Raw genomic sequence first — 17,117 nt, forward strand, 5'->3', positions numbered from 1 at the left:
ACTCGCCTTCACCCATCATTTTGATGCCGGTGCTATCCACCAGGAGATGCAGACAGCCCTGCTTCTTCTGCACCGGGATGCGCACCTGCAGGTCTTTCTGCCGGCGGGAAAGCGTGCTGAAGTCGGGAACGGCCCAATCAAGTCCAGCCAGGCGCAACATGCTTCCGACCATGCCTGTGGTTTGCCATAGCGCCAGACCAAAGAGACATTTGATGGTGAGACAGAACTGGATGGCGGCATCGGAAAAAGTTGGCTGCCGTCCCCGCCTGCCGGTAGCCGGTGCCAACCAGTTCATGTTTTTGTTGAGCCAGAGAAGGAGCTGCCCTCGTTGCTTGAGGGGCTGGTTGTTGGACTGCTAGTTGATGGTTTGGTACTTGGGAGGAAGGTGCTTGCTCATGCGGTCACTCTACCGGACAGGCGCAAGCCCTGATTTGTACAACAAAGCCACTGCATAGCACATGCGGCGACGAAAGATCCACACAACAAGTATCAGAGAAGCTGCCCCGAAAGCGTCTCCACACAGCGAAGGCAGTCCCATGGGCGGTTGGCATCCAGCTTGAAAGAGAGGATTACCCCTACTCCACCATGAGAAAACCCGGCTCAAGGCCGGGTTTTTTTGACCTGACGGCAGTCCCATCCCAGAACGCTGCCATCATGGCATCAGAGCAGCTTGCTGATGTCTTTCGCCTCCCAGTGCGGGAAGTATTTGCGCACCAGTGCGTTCAGCTCCACCTCAAAGGCGCGCAAGCGGGTCAGTTCATCCTCGGCGGCCGGCGCTTCGCCGGCATATTCCGCAGCGGATGTCACCATGCCTGCGGCGGCGGTTGCATTGCTCAGGCGGTCAATGATGATGAAACTGCCGGTGCCGCGGCTCAGGCTGTAAGCGTCGAACACTACCGGCGCGTTGAGTTCCACGCGGATCAGGGCGATTTCATTGAGCGCCAGCTCTTCGGTGTCAAAGCGCTTGAGCGTGTTGACGTCGATGCGATGGCGAATGGCGGCCACGCGGCCGGTGACGAACTTGCCGGCCAGTTTGAAACCGTACTCTTTGCCCACCACCAGCGGCGCTTCAGACATCCATACCACGTGCGCTTCCAGCGCTTGCGATACCGAGGGCGCCTGTTGATCTGCGCGCACCAGCAGGTCGCCGCGCGAGATGTCGATCTCGTCTTCCAGCGTAACCGTGATGGCCTGGCCGACAAAGGCGGATTCCAGTTCGCCCTCGTAAGTGACCAATGATTTGACGCGGCTTTGCTTGCCGGAAGGCAACACTTTCACCGCATCGCCCGGGCGCACTTCGCCGGCGACGATGGTGCCGCAAAAGCCGCGGAAATCCAGATTGGGGCGGTTGACGTACTGCACCGGCAGGCGGAAGGCGTCCAGCGCCACGTCATGGCTGATCTGTACGCTTTCCAGCAGCTCCATCAGGGTGCTGCCCTGATACCAAGCCATGTTTTCACTGCGCGTGACCACATTGTCGCCGCGCAGGGCGGAGATGGGCACGAAACGGATGTCTGGAATATCCAGGTGTTCGGCAAACGTAAGGTATTCGTCGCGGATGCGCTGGTAGGTGTCTTCGTTGTGTTCGACCAGATCCATCTTGTTGACCGCGACGATGACGTGACGGATACCCAGCAGACTGACGATATAGCTATGGCGGCGGGTTTGGGTCTGCACGCCGCGACGGGCGTCGATCAGGATGATGGCCAGGTTGCTGGTGGAAGCGCCGGTGGCCATGTTGCGGGTGTACTGCTCGTGGCCCGGGCAGTCGGCAATGATGAACTTGCGCTTTTCGGTGCTGAAGTAGCGGTAGGCCACATCGATAGTGATGCCCTGCTCGCGCTCGGCTTGCAGGCCGTCCACCAGCAAGGCGAGGTCGATGTTCTGGTCGGTGGTGTTGTACTTTTTCGAGTCGCGCTCGATGGCGGCCAGCTGGTCTTCGAAGATCAGCTTGGAATCATGCAACAGACGGCCGATCAGCGTGGACTTGCCGTCGTCGACGTTGCCGCAGGTGATGAAGCGCAGCATGTCTTTGTTTTCATGCTGCTTTAGGTATTCCAGGATGTCCTGGGCAATCAGGTCGGACTGGTGGGACATGATCGTTTCTTCCACTGGTGGCCCGGGTCTGGCCCGGGCGGCGTTCATTCGGTGTGCGAGGTTGGCCGAAGCGGCCGGATCAGAAGTAGCCTTCCATCTTCTTCTTTTCCATCGAGCCGGCCTGGTCGTGGTCGATCACGCGGCCCTGGCGTTCGCTGGTGGTGGTGAGCAGCATTTCCTGGATCACCTCCGGCAAGGTGGCGGCGGTGGATTCCACCGCGCCGGTCAGCGGATAACAGCCCAGCGTGCGGAAGCGCACGGACTTGCGGGTGATGGAAGCCTTTTGCTCCGGCGTCAGGTATTGCAGGATACGCTCGTCGTCAATCATCACCAGCGTGCCGTTGAGGTCCACCACTTCGCGCTCGGCGGAGAAATACAGCGGCACGATCTCGATGTTTTCCAGGTAGATGTATTGCCAGATGTCCAGCTCGGTCCAGTTGGAGAGCGGAAACACGCGAATGCTCTCGCCCTTGTCGATCTTGCTGTTGTAGATGTTCCAGAGTTCCGGGCGCTGGTTTTTCGGGTCCCAGCGATGGTTGCGGTCGCGGAAGGAGTACACGCGCTCCTTGGCGCGGGATTTCTCTTCGTCGCGGCGCGCGCCGCCAAAGGCCGCGTCAAAACCGTATTTGTTGAGCGCCTGCTTCAGGCCTTCGGTTTTCATCACGTCGGTGTGCTTGGCGCTGCCCACAGTGAAAGGGTTCACGCCGGCCTTCACGCCGTCTTCGTTGACGTGAACGATCAGGTCCCAGCCTTCAGCCGCCTGCTTGTCGCGCAGGGCGTACATGTCCTTGAATTTCCAGGTGGTGTCCACGTGCATCAGCGGAAACGGCGGCTTGCCGGGGGCAAACGCCTTGCGCGCCAGATGCAGCATCACGGCGGAGTCCTTGCCGATGGAGTACAGCATCACCGGGTTTTCAAACTCGGCCGCCACTTCACGGATAATGTGGATGGACTCCGCTTCCAGTTGCTTCAAGTGCGTCAGTTTCTGTTGACTGATGTTCATGCTATCCCGCCTGTTTCCTTGGCGGCCCGGCCCTTGGCGCCCGGCCGGCATGCCGCGCAGTGCGGGCAAGCGTTTGAACAGGCGAAAGGGGCAAAGCCCGATGTCATCGATAGACGCCAATCTACCCGAAACGCCAGCGCAGCCAAAAATCAGTTGGATATATCAATATACGATATTGAAGTGAAAAATTAGCACAAAGAGCAATAATGCAAATTGACGCACCTGTTCCATTGGCCGGCATTCCGCCCTACAGTTGGAGCAGGGAGAAAAAAATGAACAACAAGGACTCAGTCCAGCCTTTGCACGTCACCCGCGCCTTGCTGTGCGGCGACGGCCTTACCGTCCACCTGGCCACGGATGGCGACGGTCGGGAATTTCTGCTGCTGCCGGCTTCAGGCACCCCGCTCCCATCCCCTTCCTCGCTGCCCGGCAGCCTGCTGGCTCGGCCGGATGAGGTGATGACAACGGAAGACGGCGCGTTGGCGGCTTTTGCGCTGGGCGGTCGTCAACCTTTGGCGCTGGCGCAGCTGGCGTCCTGCGATATCGAGTCGCTGGCCGGCATTGCCTGCGATCTGCTGGAGGCCCTGCTCAGCCTGCATCTGGCTGGCCAAGCGACTGGCGCATTACAACCGGAACGGCTGCTGCTGGATAGCCATCTGCAACTGACAGTACCACTGGCCGTGCTGAGCCACGCCGATGCGGACACGATGGCGGAGGACCTGCGACAAGCCGGCAAGCTGTTCTACTGGCTGTTTTCCGGCCGCCGCCACAGCAGCCTGCCTTTGCAGCGACTGAAACCGGACCTTGCTGCCGAGCTGGCCGCGCTTGTTGAAGAGATGACCGACGGCAGACTAGCCGGCGCGGTGGACAGTACCCGCCAATTGCTGGCAAGGCTGCAAGACTGGTTGGCCGGCCGCCAGCGCTTCATCCGCCACGACGGCGACACCGAAGCGGCCCTGCAACAGCTGTTGCATCGCATGCGCCACAGCCAGGATTTTCCCGCGCTGTCGCAGGCGGTGTCCGCCATCAATCACATCGGCAACGCGGACAGCGAGCGACTGCAAGTGCTGGCCGAGATCATCCTCAAGGATTTTTCACTGACCAACAAACTGCTCAAGGTGGTGAATTCGGCCAACTTCAGTCAGTTTGGCGGCACCGTCAGCACCGTGTCGCGCGCCATCGTCATTCTGGGTTTCGACACCATCCGCAATCTTGCGCTGACGTTGCTGTTGTTTGAGCACATGCACAACCGCCCGCACGCGCAAGAAGTGAAGGATGTGGCCATCAAGGCGCTGTTTTGCGGGCTGATGACGCGCGCGCTGGCGCAGAAAGCCGGCCAGCGCGAGGTTGAGGAAGCCCTGATCTGCGGCATGTTCCAGCAATTGGGCGAACTGCTGTGCGTCTATTACTTCCGCGAGGAGTACCGGCTGATCCAAAAGAAATTGCAGGCCGGCAGCCGCCAGGAAGCGGCGGTGAAAAGTACGCTGGGCATCGGCTACGCCGACTTTGGCGGCGGCACGGCGGCACTGTGGAGCTTTCCCGAGCGCATCGTGCGCAGCATTGAACCGCTGGGCGACGAGCCGGTGCGTCAACCGCAGCATGGCGAGGCCCGCCTGCGCGTCTTCAGCCATCTGGCGCGCGAACTCACCGAGCTGCTGTCGCACAACCATCCCGATTCGCTGGCGCGCGCCGCCACCCTGCTGCGCCGCTACGAGCGGGCTCTGCCGATGACGCTGCGCGACCTGGAAGACCTTATCCACGATGGCCAGCAACTATTTACCGACTATCTGCGCGAACTGGACAGCGGCAAGGAACACAGCCCGCTGGCCCGCCAGTTGCGCACCGCCCGCATCGGCCAGACGCCGCCGCGAGCCGCCGCCCCTTCGGCCAACCTGCCGCCTGCGCTGGAAGACAGCGTGGTGGCGCCGCCTCCCGCCACCTCGGCCCTGCTGTCGGCGGGCATTCAGGACATCACCAGCACCTTGCTGGGCAATTACCAGCTCAACGACCTGCTGCGCATGATCCTGGAAACCATGTTCCGCGCGGTGGGCTTTGATCATGTGCTGCTGTGCACGCGCGATGTAAAGCTGAACCAGGTGGTGGCGCGCTTCGGTTTCGGCGACGGCGTGGACGGGCTGCTGAAGAGTTTTCGCGTGGATCTGGCTGTCAGCGACAACGCCTTTTGCATTGCCATGGACCGCAATGTGGACATCTTCATCGAGGACGCTACTGCGCCTGAAATCGCCGCGCACATCCCGCCGTGGTTCCGCCAACTGGCGCCCGGCGATACCTTCATCGTCTTCCCCCTGGTGCTGGACAAGCGCAAAATCGGCTTTTTGTACGGCGATCGGCGCAAGGCGCACAGCCTGCCGCTGAAGCCGGACGAACTCAATCTGCTGAAAACGATGCGCAATCAGGCCCTGCTGGCCATCAAGCAAAAACAGAACTGATTCATGCCCCAAGATTCCAACCTCGCGCCTGATCCACAGCGCCGCCTGCTGCTGCAAGCGGGAGCCGGCGTGGCCGCCGCCAGCCTGCTTGCCGCCTGCGGCGCGCCGCCGCTCAAGCCCGACCAGCCGTCCGCCGCATCCACCCGACCTCATCTCATGAACAACAATGAAATCTACCTGCTGGCCCTGTCCGGCACCCTGCCCAAGGCCAGCCAGCGCGATGCCGGCATTGCCCGCCTCACCGCCGCTGGCTTCACGGTCAGCAATCAGGAGGCGGTGTCCCGCCAGTACCAGCGTTTTGCCGGCACCGACGAGGAGCGGCTGTCGGATTTGCACAACCTGCTGAAACGCGACGCCATGCCGCGCATGCTGCTGGCTGGACGCGGCGGCTATGGCGCGTGCCGGCTGCTGCCGCGCATCGACTTCGGCAAACTGGTTCCCCGCCTGAAAGAAGCCGGCACCCAAGTAGTGGGCTACAGCGATTTCACCGCCCTGCAACTGGCCCTGCTGGCCAAGGGCGGAATGGGCAGTTTTGCCGGCCCCATGCTGTACAGCGACATCGGCGGCAAAACACCCAGCGCCTATGCCCTGCAACAGTTCATGGGCTGCCTGAGCCAGAGCGGCTGGCAGGTGAGCGTGCCGGGCCGGCAAGCGGAAACCGGCCGGGGCGAAGGTTTGTTCTGGGGCGGCAACCTCAGCGTGCTGAGCAGCTTGGCCGGCTCGCCTTACTTGCCGGACATTGCCGGCGGCCTGCTGTTTCTGGAGGATGTGGGCGAACAGCCCTACCGGCTGGAGCGGATGCTGCAGCAGCTGTATCTGGCCGGCATCCTGCAAAAGCAGAAAGCCATTTTCCTCGGCGATTTCTCCATGGGGCGTATCGTCGACGCCTACGACCCGTCCTATACCCTGGGCAGCGTCATCAGCCAGATGCGCCGGGAGCTGGATGTGCCCATCTATACCGGCCTTCCTTTCGGCCACATACACGACAAAACCACTTTGCCGCTGGGCTTTCCGGCCAAATTCGCCTGCGATGAAAACGGCCTGACCCTGAGCTTCTTCGACTACCCCGCGCACAGCGCCGACGGCCTGCAGCCGGATACCCTGCTGAGCGCGATCTGACCGGCCGAGTCAGCCGTGGCGACGTTGCAGCAGCAAGGCCCCCAGCAGTCCGCCGCCCAGCAGCAGCGCCAGGCTCCAGGCCATGGGCGCGCTCAGGCCGGCCAGCCCGCCTTGCGCCAGCATCGCCGCGCCGCAGGCCAGCAAGGACAGCCCGGCCAGCCGCAGGTAAGCGGTGCGGGCGGCCCGGTCCAGCAGCCCTGTCAGCAACAGACCGGTAGTCAGCACTCCCACCAAACCGGCCAGCGCAATGCCGTACAACTGCGCCAGCGCAGGCAGCGTCAGCAGGCACGCCGCCTGCGCGAGATTGCCGCGCAATTCGCAAGATAGCGGCGTGCGGGTATCGGCCGCCGCATAGTAATAACGCGCCAGCAAGGCGTTCCAGCTGCCAAAAACGATGGCCACGGCAAATGCCGACAGCAGGCCCGCCAGCGGCCCTTCGGCCAACCCTGCCGGCAAGACGGTACGCACCAGTTGCGGCGCGATGGCGATCAGGCCCACCGCCGCCGGCAAAGTCAGCACGGTGCAAAGCGACAAACCGCTGTCCAGCAGCGCGCGCCGATCTTCCCGGCTCTGCCCGCTCATACGCCCCAGCAACACCTGATTGAGACTCATCAGCGCAATCAGCGGAATATTCACCAGCTTGCGCGCCAGATTCACCAGGGTAATGGCGCCTTCGCCAAGATAAGACGCCGCCAACCGCTCCAGCCAGGCTAGGCCTTGACTTGCGCCGCCGCTGGCCAGCAAGGGCCACAACTGCCGCCACACTTCTCGCGCAGCCCCGCTCGGGCCGCGCAAACAGGGCCGCCACCCCTCGCGCCAAGCGGATGGCAACAAGGGCAGCGCCATCAGCACGCTGCCCAGAACAAACCCCCAAGCCGCCCCGCGCGGCGTCGCGGCCGGCCCGCTCAGCCACAGATACACCACCGCAGGCAGATTGAACATCAAGGAACCCAAACCCGGCAGCAGGAAACGGCCCTGCGCCTGCGCCGGCACGGCAAACACCGCCTGCAGCATCAAGCCCGGCATGATCAGCGACAACAGCGACAGCGTCTCGGCGGCCAGCGCGAGATCCGCCGTTGCCAACCCGGGCCCCACCAGCTGCGCCAGCCCGGGGGCCAGCAAACTGATGGCCGCCGCCAGCGCCATGCCCACCCACAGCCAGTGGCGCGCCAGCGCCGCCAGCCAGCCTGGCCGATCCGCCTCCGCTCGCCCTTGCCACAAGGGCAGGCAGGCCGCCGACAGCACACCGCCGGCCAGCATGGCCCGCAGCGCTTCCGGCAAAAACATCGCCACCAGAAAAGCGTCGCTGCGATGACCCGCGCCCCAGTCCGCCACCAGCAGCCACTCGCGGGCAAAGCCCGCCGCCAGGCCGGCCAGTGTGGCCAGCGTCAGCCAGAGGGTGGCGCCGAACATCAGTGCAGGAAAGTGAACAGCCCGAGGCCGCCCACCTTGTAATTGAGGTTGTGCGGCCGCTCGCCCATAGGCTTGGCCCCGCTGCCGCCCACAATCTTGTACGGAGCCACTTCCTTGCTCACCACGGTATTGGCCGTCACCACCGCGCCGCGACCGATGCGCGCGCCGTGGCCGATCAGCGCGCCGGTGGCAATCCACACGTAGTCATCGATAAAGATGGGCGCCGATACCGACCAGAATTCCGGGGCGGCCAGATCATGACTGCCGGCGATGATTCTGGCGTAGGACGCCACGGCCACGTGATCGCCGATGATCAGGCCGGCGCGGGCGTCTATCTGGCAGTGCCAGGCAATCACGCTGTCCACGCCCATCACTAGGTTTTCCACACCCAGCACTTCGGTATTGCGCCAGATGGTAGAGCCCTTGCCGATGCGCGCGCCACCCAGCCGCAGCCAGGCCAAACGCACATGGTGACTGGGAATCTTGTTCACCAGCATGTTGTAGCACTGCTCCCACACCCGACGGCAGCGATCTTTCAGCGTGGGCCAGTTCAGCCCGTACAAGGGCACGAACGTGGCGGGCACCTCATCTCGCAGCAAGGCGAAGAAGCGGCGCGCCAGCGGGTGCGCGATGCGCGGCTCGATATTGATGGAGCAGATGGACACCCTTGGCGACGCCGCATCGCCCTCCTCGAAGGCCACGTCGTTGGCCAGCATCCATCGCCAGGCTTCGGCCAACTCGGTTTCCGGCACGCCCAGGCGCGCGGCGTATTCGTCAAGGCGCGCCGACACGCCGTGTGAATGATAAACCCGATGTTTCATGCCGTTTTCCTTCCATCCGTCGCCCCGCCCTTATCGCGCGCCCATTGCAGATTGAGCGCCATCACCAGCCAGAACAGGGCCACCAGCACATTAGTAAAACTGTAGTAATGATCAAAAAACCCGGTCAGCAAGGCCGCCAGCACACCGGCCCCTGCGCCCAGCGCCAGCGCCTCGCGCTCGCCCATGGCCGCCAGACTGGGCCCGGGCCGCCAGGCTCGCCACCAGGCCCGGGTTTGCAGCACAAACAACGCCATGCCCGGCAAGCCCAGCTTGTAAATGAGGTTGAGCCAGAGATTGGAAATGCCCAGCAAGCCGGTATCCGGCGGCGGCGGCTCGGTCTTGAAACCAATGCCCAAGGGATAGCGCGCCATGGCCTTGGGAAACATCCGGTACTCGTCCATACGGATTTCCGTGCTGGCGTTGCTGGAGGAAAACATGGTGGACAGGCGCTCCTGCAAGGGCGGGTAAAACAACACCAGCGCCAAGCCCAGCGCTGCGGCCAGGCCGATGATGCGGCCCGCCAGCGGCACCCGTCGCCAGCTCATCCACAGCAACACCAGAGCCAGACTGAGAATGGCCCCGCGTGAAATGCTGAACAGCAACCCCGCCGCGCCCAGCACGGCAACCGAAGCGCCCAGCAAGCGCCGCCAGCCTTGCCGGCATTGCGCGTAAAAGAAGGCCAGCGGCAGAAACAGCACCAGCGCGCCGCCGGTCAGGTTGGGATGCACCCAGGGCGAGGCCATGCGGGTGTAGTTGGCCGAAAAGATGTCTTTCACCGCTTCCGGGTGGGCATATTTCAGTTTCTCCAGCACCGGAATGAAGGTATTGGCGTTCCGGTCCTTGAAGAAATACGCCAGCGACAGCAGCAGCATGGCCAGCGTGCCCAACAGCAGCGCAGCCGCCACCGCATCGCGTTCGCGCTCTCCCTGAGCCAGCAGCGGCAACAGCAGCAAAGGCGACAGATTCAGCAACCAGCGCAACCAGTTGACCACCCCGTTGCCATCGGCCTGCACCGTGACTTGCCCCACCAGAAACGGCAGGCCGCTGAACACCATCAGGCCGATCAGCCAGCGCTCAGGCGAGTCCAGCCGCCAGCGCCGCTGCCCCGTCATCAATTGCCAGCCCGCGCCGGCCCAGCACAGCCCCAGCATCGCTTCGCTGACGGTAATGCGAAAACCCAGATTCACCGTGGTGTACGGGATGAAAGTGGCCAGCACGGCAAACAGCAGCAAGCCCCACAAGGGCTTCCACAGCACGGTCAGCGCCAACGCCGCGCCGGCGACCGCCAGCAGGGTAACCGCCTTGGGCAGGGCCAGCAGCAAAGCGCCGAACACGACGCCGATCAGCACCGCCAGCGCGCTCACCATGCCTCCCCAAGCCATTCGCCCAGCCATTGCCATAGCCTGGCGCTGTAAGCCGGCATGTCAAACTGCGCGGCCCAGGCGCGCAAGGCGACGGGACTCTCCAGTCGGCCCCGGCCATCCTGCGCCAGTCGTCGCATCAGTCGCTGCAAGGCGGCTCCTTGATGCGGATCGAAGCGCGGCGCTTCCGGCAAGGCCACCTCGTCCAGCGCGGACCCCAGCGCCACCGCCGTCGGCGTGCCTTGCGCCATGGCTTCCACTACCGGCAAGCCAAACCCCTCGGCCAAGGAAGGCTGCCACAAGCGTTCGGCATGGCGGTACAAGGCGGCCAGCTCCGCGTCGCTCACCCCGCTCAACACCCGCAGGCCAGGCAAGTCGCGCTGCTCCGGCGGCAGATCGTCCAGAGACCCCACTAGCGCCAGTTCGGGCAACAGCTCAGGACAAGCCTGACGCGCCGATCGCCATTGCTCGATGAACCAGGGGATGTTTTTGCGCGGCTCCCGCGAACCCACCAGCAACCAATAAGGCGCATTCAAGGGCGATGCCATCACGGGTTCAGCTATCGACGGCACAGCATTGGGCAGCACACGCAACTTGGCCGCATGACGGGGAAACAGCGCGGCGGCCTGCTCGGCCGTGAAACGCGAGGGTGTGAACACCCGCTCCGCCAGCGACACGGAGCGCCGTACGCCCAGGCGGTCTATCTGCCGGTAGGCCAGCGCCTTCCACCAGCTGGCGTGACGGTTGTCCAGCGTCAGCTGGAACACATCATGCAGCAGCAAGCCCAGCCGCACGCCCTCCGGCGCGCCCAAGGGCGGCAGGCCGGTATTGGCGGTGGCGATGTAAACGTCCGCCCTGCTGTCGCGCAGGGCCTGCGGCAGGAAGCCGGCCTCGAAACGCCAGCGCTCCTGGGGGCGATGTAATCCGCCCTGCGGGCTGGCCTGCGCTGGGCACAGCGCAATCTGTCGATGCGGATGGCCGTCGGGACAGGCGGTGAAACGCAGCACCTCCACGCCGGGGCGAGCCGCCAGCGCCGATTCCATCGCCAACACCTGACGCGCGATGCCGGAATACGGCGCGGCCGTCACCGGGCGGTAATCAAGACCGACGCGCATCAAGCATCTCCCGATACAGGCATTCCAGCTGGTCGGCGGCGGCGTTCCAGTCGTGGCGCGCGCGCGCATAAGCGCGGCCGGCCTCCCCCACCCGGACGGCCAGCCGGGGCGAAGCCAGCAGCAGCAAGGCTTCGCGCGCCAAGCCCTCCGCGCTTGCCGCAGTGAAAGCGTCTTCGCCGTCGCGCAGGCTCAAGCCGGACACGCCCTGCGGCGTACTGACCACCGGGAGCCCCGCCGCCATGGCTTCCAGCACCTTGAGCTTGGAGCCGCCGCCCTCGCGCAGGGGGGCGATGAACAGCGTGGACGCCGCCTGCTCCACCCGCAGATCATCGACAAAGCCCTGCCACTCGATGCGCGCGTCCGTCCAACGCGTCTTCCACTCTTCCGGCATCGCGTAGCCACAGATGGCCAGCCTGGCATCCGCCGCCTGGGACCAGACGCGGGGCATGATGTCTTCCACGCACCAGCGCACCGCATCGAGATTGGGCGGGTATTCGAAATTGCCGACAAACAGCAGACGCCGACTGCCGGCCACAGGACGCACTGATTCGAAATGCCGGCAATCCACGCCATTGACCACCACATCCACCGCGTCGCCGCGCACGCGCGCCAGCTGGGCGGCGTCCTCGGCGGTAACCGCCGCCACCCGCGCCGCCGCCTTCAGCACCCGCGCCTCCCAGCGGCGATAGCGCCACTGGTCGTAAACCACATAGGGTTTGCTCCAGAACGGCAGATGCTGATAGGTGGCTGCGCCGAGGGCCGACTCCACATTGTGTTCGGTCAGCAAAAAGGCTTGCCGGCGACGCCGCAATTCGGCCAGAAAAGGCTGGGCGGCGTAGCTGTGCTCAATCTGCACCACATCCCAGCCTTCGGCCAACAGTTGGCCGAAACGGCGGCTGAGCGCTGGCGCAAGGCCGTTGACGCTAGCCAGCAGCGGGTACGGAGCCAGCGCCGCAGCGAGCAAGGTTTTGGGGTGCTTCAAAGGGCGGCGCGGCAGGACGATCAAGCGCTCCACCAGTCGCGACAGTCGCCATTGTGTATCGGCGTCCAGCGCCTGTTTGCTCTGCACCAGCAAGGTAATGCGATGACCACGCTCTGCCAGCGTGCGAATGAGGTGAAACTGTCTCAGCTTCCCGCCGCTGGTGGTGGGCCAGGGCAAATACGGCAACGTCCACAGAATGCGCAACGGGCGCTGCAAGGCCTGTTCCTGCCGGATGATCTTGTCTACGGGACAGCCCATTATTTCCACTCCAGAATCTGCAATTGGCGACTGGCGTCCAGTCGCAGCCGGCCGTTCTCCGCCGTCAGTTCGCGCCGACCACCGCTTAGCGGCTGGTAGAGGGTGGCGCGCGTCACCCCGCTCAGCTCCACCACGCCGGGCTGCCGCGCCCAGAACAACCACAAGCGGCTGCCATCCGGTTTGCGCCAGGCCACGCTGAATTGTTCGCCGGCTTCGCGGGTCAAGGCGGGGCCGCTGTCCGGCAGCAAACGCGGGCCGGTAATGGCGAGAAAACGCGCCAGCGCGGTATAAGCGGGCTTGGGTTTGCCGTCCAGCGACAGCAGGCCGTAAGACTGGTCGCGCCGACCGGCGCGGCCATCCAGATCGGACAGGGCAAACAGGAAGACGCGGTCGTAATCCAGCGCGCTCATCAGCGCCAGACGACGCAAGAGAAAATCGGCCTGCCCGTCGCGGCCGATGACGGGCTGCTCCTCTTTCGGGCCGCCATAACTGGACCAACCCCACTCGGTTGCCCAGATGGCGGGCACTTTCATCGCGCGCAGACGGCGGTTGGCTTCCTGCGCGCGCAGGATGAAATCGCGGGCGGTCGGGTCGTCGCCTTCCGGCTCCAGGCTGTACGGGTGGTAGGCCACCACCGCGCCCAGACTGAAAGCGCCCAGTTTGCCCAGCTCTTCCAGCATCAGCCCGCCTTGTGTCGGCTGCTGGCTGTAATAGGCCATGCCCGCCATGACCACCGGCTTGCCCGGCGCGGCGCGGCGCAGTGCCTGCACCGAATCGCGCAGCAGCAGGCCATAGCCGCGCGCGTCTTCATGCGGCTGCCAGAATGCCGGCAGATTGGGCTCGTTCCACACCTGCCAGGCGTCCACGCCGGGATAGCGACCGGCCAGCATGGCCAGCCGCCGCGCATAGACCGCGGAGTCGGTAGGCGGGTACTGGTCCTTGTTGCGCGCCCAGAACGGCGCGCTGCTGGCAAAGCGGGCCGAACCCACCAGATAGAACACCGACTTCAGCCGCTCGCGCCGCAAGGCGGCGGTCAGATCGTCCAGCGGCTGCAGCACATAGCGCTCTTCCTGTGGTTCGTGCCGGTCCCAATGCAGATCCACCCTCACCCACTCCAGCCCCAGCGCCTTGAGCCGCGCCATCTGGCCTTGGTATTGCGCCGGGGTAAACCAGAGGAAATGCGCGTTCACACCGAGAAAATCTTTCCATGCCAGCGGCTGCTTGCCGCTGAGGCGGGTTTCCGCCCGCAAGGGCGCGCACATCATCAAGGCCAGGCAGGCCAGCAAGGCGGCCATCCGTGTTTTCATAACGTCTCTCCCTGGCCCTGCGCGCGCAGAAACACTTTTTTGAAGCGCTCGGCGGTACTGGGCCAGACTCGGGCCTGCCCCAGCCGGGACGCCGCCTCGGCGCAAGCGGCGATACGGGCGGGCTGATCCGCCATGCGGGCAATAGCGTCCGCCAGCGCCGGCACATCGCCCTGCGCATACACCACCCCGTTGCCATGCGACACCTCTTCGGCAAACGCCCGCGCATTGGAAGCGATGGCGCCGCGCCCGCAGGCCGCCGCCCAGGACAGCGCGCCGCTGGTGCCGCGTTGCTGCCCCAGCCAAGCCAGCCGGGCGGACTCGCGATACGGCAGCACCATCACATGGCAGGACTGGATCAGGGTGGGAATAGCATCAGCCTCCACATCCAGCCGCCAGTCCAGCGTCAAACGCGCCAGCCCGGCCTCGCGCAACCGCCGCCGCAGGAAATCGAGATAATCCCCGCCGCCGGCAAAGGTCATGTCCGGCTGCGTGCCACCGGCCAGCGTCAGGGCGCAGCCTGCGGCAAAGCCGGGCCGCTGTTGCTCCAGCAGCGCCAGCGCATCGATGAGATCTTCGATGCCTTTGCCCCGGTAGACGAAGCCGAAGTACAAGAGCCGCAGCGGCCCCCTTGGCGGCAAAGGCGGCAGCGGAGCCGGCGGCAGTGCGCGGTTGCCATGAGCGATGGCCACCACTTGCGACTTGGCCAGGCCCATGCGCCGACACAGACGGAAACGCCCGGTTTCGGTCAGGGTGACCAGCAAGGACAGCTGCTCCGCCAGCGTGCGCTCGCGCCGCAAGGTAAAAGGATCGAGCGCCAGCACACCCAGTTTGGCCAGCGTCGGCGGCAGCTTGCGCCACCAGGCCGGCAATGACGGCGGCCGCCAGATCAGCCGCTCCGGGTCGTGCACCGTGGCGGTCAACGCCAGCCCCGGCCGGTGTCGCGCCAGCCATTCCAACGCCAGGAACTCGCCGCAACGTCCGCCGCCCAGCTCGGCGTGCGCGCCGTCGAAAGCAGTCCAATCCACGCTTGCCAGCGCTTTGGCCAACCTTGCCGGCTCCTGCGGCAGGCCGCCAGCCAGCGGCGGCGTCAACGCCACGCCAAGCTCGCTCATGGCCTGACGAAACGCGGCGGCATAGTCGGCAATGCCGCTTTGCTCCGGCGGCAAGGGCGCCAGCAGGGCGATGCGCATCACCAGTTCCCTTTCAGGCGATCCAGACGCGCCAGCACGGCGGCCGGAATTTCCAGCCGGCGGCGGTTCAATACCAGCCCGTCCACTTTGCCGAAGGCGGTCTGCAGGATGGATAGCGCGTTTTCCAGCATCGGCACGCGGGTCTTGCCAGCCTCAATCAGCAGCAAGATGCGATCGGCCCGCTTCAGCTGGACGAAGGCGTCGTGATTGCTGCCCAGGCCGGCGGCCGGCAGCAGCAGCACCTCACCCGGCGCAGCGCGGTCCGCATCGTCGCGCGCCAGCCTGGCCGGTACGCCGCGTTCTTGCAGCACCTCGATCAGGCGCTGCGCGACAAAACCCACGCCCGCGCCGTCTGCGGCCGAACACAATCCCAAGTTGAGGCCCTCCGCCCGCGCTTCTTCCAGGGGCAGCTGGCCGTACAGGCGATACAGGCTGGCGAGGAAAGCCGCATCGTGACCGGCATCCTCGCCAGCCTCGGGGATGACGCTCCACACCGGCACGCCGAAACGCGCTTCCAGCCGCCCGGCGTCGTGGATGCGCTGATCAAACAAAAAGCCCAGGTAAACCACCAGCAAGCCCACGGCGAGGCCGGCGGGCAAGGCCAGCAACAGAATGGGCAGGCTCTTGGGAAAGACCTTGCCCGGCGTGAAAGTGGCTTTTTCGATGACGGCGATATTGCTGATGCGGCTGTTGTCCAACTCGCGATCGATACGGGCCTTTTCCAGGCTGTCCCGGTACAGCAGGTAGTTTTTCTCGGCGGCGGCCAGATCGCGCTCCAGCCGGGCCAGTTCCGGCTCCACGCCGAGAATGCGGTGACGTTCGCCCTTGAGGGTGTCCATCTCGCGGTCGTAAGCGGCGATGCGTGCTTTCAGTTCGCTCACGCGCACGTCTCGCTCCAGCGCGTCCCGCTGCAGCATGGTCACCATCTCGTTGGGCGCGCGGTTTTCCGAGCGCTGCACCGTGGGCTTTTCCTGCCCCGCGCGCGCCTTGAGCGCGGTGATGGCGGCGTCCAGCTCGCGGATGGGCGGCGCGTCGTTCTGGTACACCTTGAGTTTGTCCAGCCGTTCCAGCTCCAGGCCGTTGAGTTTGAGCAGCAAGTCCTCTCGTGCCGGATTCAGGCTGAGCTCGCGCTCCTTGGTCACTTCGCGCGGCAAACCCTGTGCGCGTTGTCCAGCGCTTTGCACGCCCTTTTCCAGCGCCAGCTGTTCGGCCACAGCCTCGGCGCGCTCGCCCGACACCCGGTTGAGACGGTCGGTCAGGCTCTCCAGTTTTTCCTTGGAGCTGATGCCGTCGATGGCTTTCAGATGCTCGGCGATGGCTGCCTTGGTGCCGGCGATCTGCCCGGCCAGCTTGCCGCTTTCTTGCTGGTAAAAGTCGTACAGGCTCTTGCGACCCAGCGCACGGGCGCGCTCTTCCAGATAGACATTGACCCATTTGGCCACCACCTGCTGCGCCACGGCCGGATCATCCCAGGTAAAGCTGATCTCCATCACCGCCGAGCCGGCCGCGTGGCTGACTTCAAACTGTTTTTCCAGCTTGGCCGCCAGCCGCTCTTCGGCCGACTGTTCTTCCAGCACCCCCACCAGCACCAGCCCGTCGCGAGCAGTTTCAATGACGCTGTTGGCCGCCTTCTTGACATAGAACTTGATGGTTTTCCACACACCCTGCGGCGGCTGCGGGTGCATGGCTTCCAGATAGTATTCGGCCACTTGCCGGATGATGGGTCGACCGGTCAGCAGCTTTTCCTCGTCCACGATGGGGTCGCGCTGGGTACTGGGTGCCACCAGCGTCTGGCGGTCTGCAAATTCGATGGGCAGCGTGCTGGTATCGCGTCCCGGCTTCACCAGCAGGCGCGCCTCGGACTCATAGCGCGCCGGCAGGAGAAAGGCCCCCAGCACGGCCACCACGACGGTGGCGATGACTGCCAGGCGGAATTCCCGCAGGAAGATGAACAGCAGCCGGACAAGGTCGCGGAATGAACGGATTTCAATCATGACGCAC

General features: G+C 64.6%; 12 protein-coding genes and 1 pseudogene. 2 read left to right on the forward strand and 11 right to left on the reverse strand.

What is annotated here, in order from left to right; genetic code table 11:
• From Q0P52_RS16515 to cysD, 3 genes and pseudogenes are all read right to left on the reverse strand, one after another.
• A pseudogene (locus tag Q0P52_RS16515) lies at positions 1 to 397 on the reverse strand (transposase); the annotation flags it as partial.
• 263 nt (positions 398 to 660) lie between these two features.
• Positions 661 to 2,097, reverse strand: coding sequence for a sulfate adenylyltransferase subunit CysN (gene cysN / locus Q0P52_RS16520; protein WP_293766124.1), 1,437 nt, complete (start codon positions 2,095 to 2,097; stop codon positions 661 to 663).
• A 79-nt stretch (positions 2,098 to 2,176) separates the two neighbouring features.
• Positions 2,177 to 3,100, reverse strand: coding sequence for a sulfate adenylyltransferase subunit CysD (cysD, locus tag Q0P52_RS16525; RefSeq protein ID WP_293766125.1), 924 nt, complete (start codon positions 3,098 to 3,100; stop codon positions 2,177 to 2,179).
• A gap of 272 nt (positions 3,101 to 3,372) precedes the next feature.
• Here cysD and Q0P52_RS16530 point away from each other — a divergent pair, with 272 nt between their 5' ends.
• Both Q0P52_RS16530 and Q0P52_RS16535 read left to right on the forward strand, forming a co-directional pair.
• Positions 3,373 to 5,550 (forward strand): HDOD domain-containing protein, encoded by a 2,178-nt coding sequence (locus Q0P52_RS16530; protein ID WP_293766126.1) that lies wholly within the window; start codon positions 3,373 to 3,375, stop codon positions 5,548 to 5,550.
• Positions 5,551 to 5,553: 3 nt separating this feature from the next.
• On the forward strand, positions 5,554 to 6,669 hold the full coding sequence (locus Q0P52_RS16535; protein WP_293766127.1) for an LD-carboxypeptidase: 1,116 nt from the start codon (positions 5,554 to 5,556) through the stop codon (positions 6,667 to 6,669).
• Positions 6,670 to 6,678: 9 nt separating this feature from the next.
• Here Q0P52_RS16535 and Q0P52_RS16540 read toward each other — a convergent pair whose 3' ends face one another.
• Genes Q0P52_RS16540 through Q0P52_RS16575 form a run of 8 tightly spaced genes read right to left on the reverse strand, consistent with a single transcriptional unit; the run spans position 6,679 to position 17,110 of the window.
• On the reverse strand, positions 6,679 to 8,082 hold the full coding sequence (locus Q0P52_RS16540) for a lipid II flippase MurJ (protein ID WP_293766128.1): 1,404 nt from the start codon (positions 8,080 to 8,082) through the stop codon (positions 6,679 to 6,681).
• The gene (locus Q0P52_RS16545) at positions 8,082 to 8,903 is read right to left on the reverse strand and encodes an acyltransferase (protein ID WP_293766129.1); all 822 of its coding nucleotides are present in this window, start codon (positions 8,901 to 8,903) and stop codon (positions 8,082 to 8,084) included. Before Q0P52_RS16545 ends, Q0P52_RS16540 begins: the two co-directional genes overlap by 1 nt.
• Entirely contained in the window at positions 8,900 to 10,297 is a 1,398-nt protein-coding gene (locus tag Q0P52_RS16550) for an O-antigen ligase family protein (RefSeq protein ID WP_293766130.1), read from the reverse strand. The genes Q0P52_RS16545 and Q0P52_RS16550 overlap by 4 nt, the downstream gene beginning before the upstream one ends.
• Positions 10,264 to 11,379: a glycosyltransferase family 1 protein gene (locus Q0P52_RS16555; RefSeq protein ID WP_293766131.1), complete on the reverse strand. Its 1,116-nt coding sequence runs from the start codon at positions 11,377 to 11,379 to the stop codon at positions 10,264 to 10,266. Before Q0P52_RS16555 ends, Q0P52_RS16550 begins: the two co-directional genes overlap by 34 nt.
• The gene (locus Q0P52_RS16560; RefSeq protein ID WP_293766132.1) at positions 11,363 to 12,619 is read right to left on the reverse strand and encodes a glycosyltransferase family 4 protein; all 1,257 of its coding nucleotides are present in this window, start codon (positions 12,617 to 12,619) and stop codon (positions 11,363 to 11,365) included. Before Q0P52_RS16560 ends, Q0P52_RS16555 begins: the two co-directional genes overlap by 17 nt.
• Entirely contained in the window at positions 12,619 to 13,926 is a 1,308-nt protein-coding gene (locus Q0P52_RS16565; RefSeq protein WP_293766133.1) for a hypothetical protein, read from the reverse strand. Before Q0P52_RS16565 ends, Q0P52_RS16560 begins: the two co-directional genes overlap by 1 nt.
• A complete protein-coding gene (locus Q0P52_RS16570; protein ID WP_293766134.1) occupies positions 13,923 to 15,116 on the reverse strand; it encodes a glycosyltransferase in 1,194 nt (397 codons plus the stop codon). Before Q0P52_RS16570 ends, Q0P52_RS16565 begins: the two co-directional genes overlap by 4 nt.
• Entirely contained in the window at positions 15,116 to 17,110 is a 1,995-nt protein-coding gene (locus Q0P52_RS16575) for a hypothetical protein (protein WP_293766135.1), read from the reverse strand. Before Q0P52_RS16575 ends, Q0P52_RS16570 begins: the two co-directional genes overlap by 1 nt.
• Positions 17,111 to 17,117: the final 7 nt, after the last annotated feature.

This window comes from uncultured Aquitalea sp., assembly GCF_945957525.1.
In the GTDB taxonomy this organism is placed as follows: domain Bacteria; phylum Pseudomonadota; class Gammaproteobacteria; order Burkholderiales; family Chromobacteriaceae; genus Aquitalea.

Coding starts and splice junctions, on each gene's coding strand:
- Q0P52_RS16545 (WP_293766129.1), bottom strand. CDS start 8,903: ATGAAACATCGGGTTTATCATTCACACGGCGTGTCGGCGCGCCTTGAC.
- cysN (WP_293766124.1), bottom strand. CDS start 2,097: ATGTCCCACCAGTCCGACCTGATTGCCCAGGACATCCTGGAATACCTA.
- Q0P52_RS16550 (WP_293766130.1), bottom strand. CDS start 10,297: ATGGCTGGGCGAATGGCTTGGGGAGGCATGGTGAGCGCGCTGGCGGTG.
- Q0P52_RS16575 (WP_293766135.1), bottom strand. CDS start 17,110: ATGATTGAAATCCGTTCATTCCGCGACCTTGTCCGGCTGCTGTTCATC.
- cysD (WP_293766125.1), bottom strand. CDS start 3,100: ATGAACATCAGTCAACAGAAACTGACGCACTTGAAGCAACTGGAAGCG.
- Q0P52_RS16560 (WP_293766132.1), bottom strand. CDS start 12,619: ATGGGCTGTCCCGTAGACAAGATCATCCGGCAGGAACAGGCCTTGCAG.
- Q0P52_RS16555 (WP_293766131.1), bottom strand. CDS start 11,379: ATGCGCGTCGGTCTTGATTACCGCCCGGTGACGGCCGCGCCGTATTCC.
- Q0P52_RS16570 (WP_293766134.1), bottom strand. CDS start 15,116: ATGCGCATCGCCCTGCTGGCGCCCTTGCCGCCGGAGCAAAGCGGCATT.
- Q0P52_RS16535 (WP_293766127.1), top strand. CDS start 5,554: ATGCCCCAAGATTCCAACCTCGCGCCTGATCCACAGCGCCGCCTGCTG.
- Q0P52_RS16565 (WP_293766133.1), bottom strand. CDS start 13,926: ATGAAAACACGGATGGCCGCCTTGCTGGCCTGCCTGGCCTTGATGATG.
- Q0P52_RS16540 (WP_293766128.1), bottom strand. CDS start 8,082: ATGTTCGGCGCCACCCTCTGGCTGACGCTGGCCACACTGGCCGGCCTG.
- Q0P52_RS16530 (WP_293766126.1), top strand. CDS start 3,373: ATGAACAACAAGGACTCAGTCCAGCCTTTGCACGTCACCCGCGCCTTG.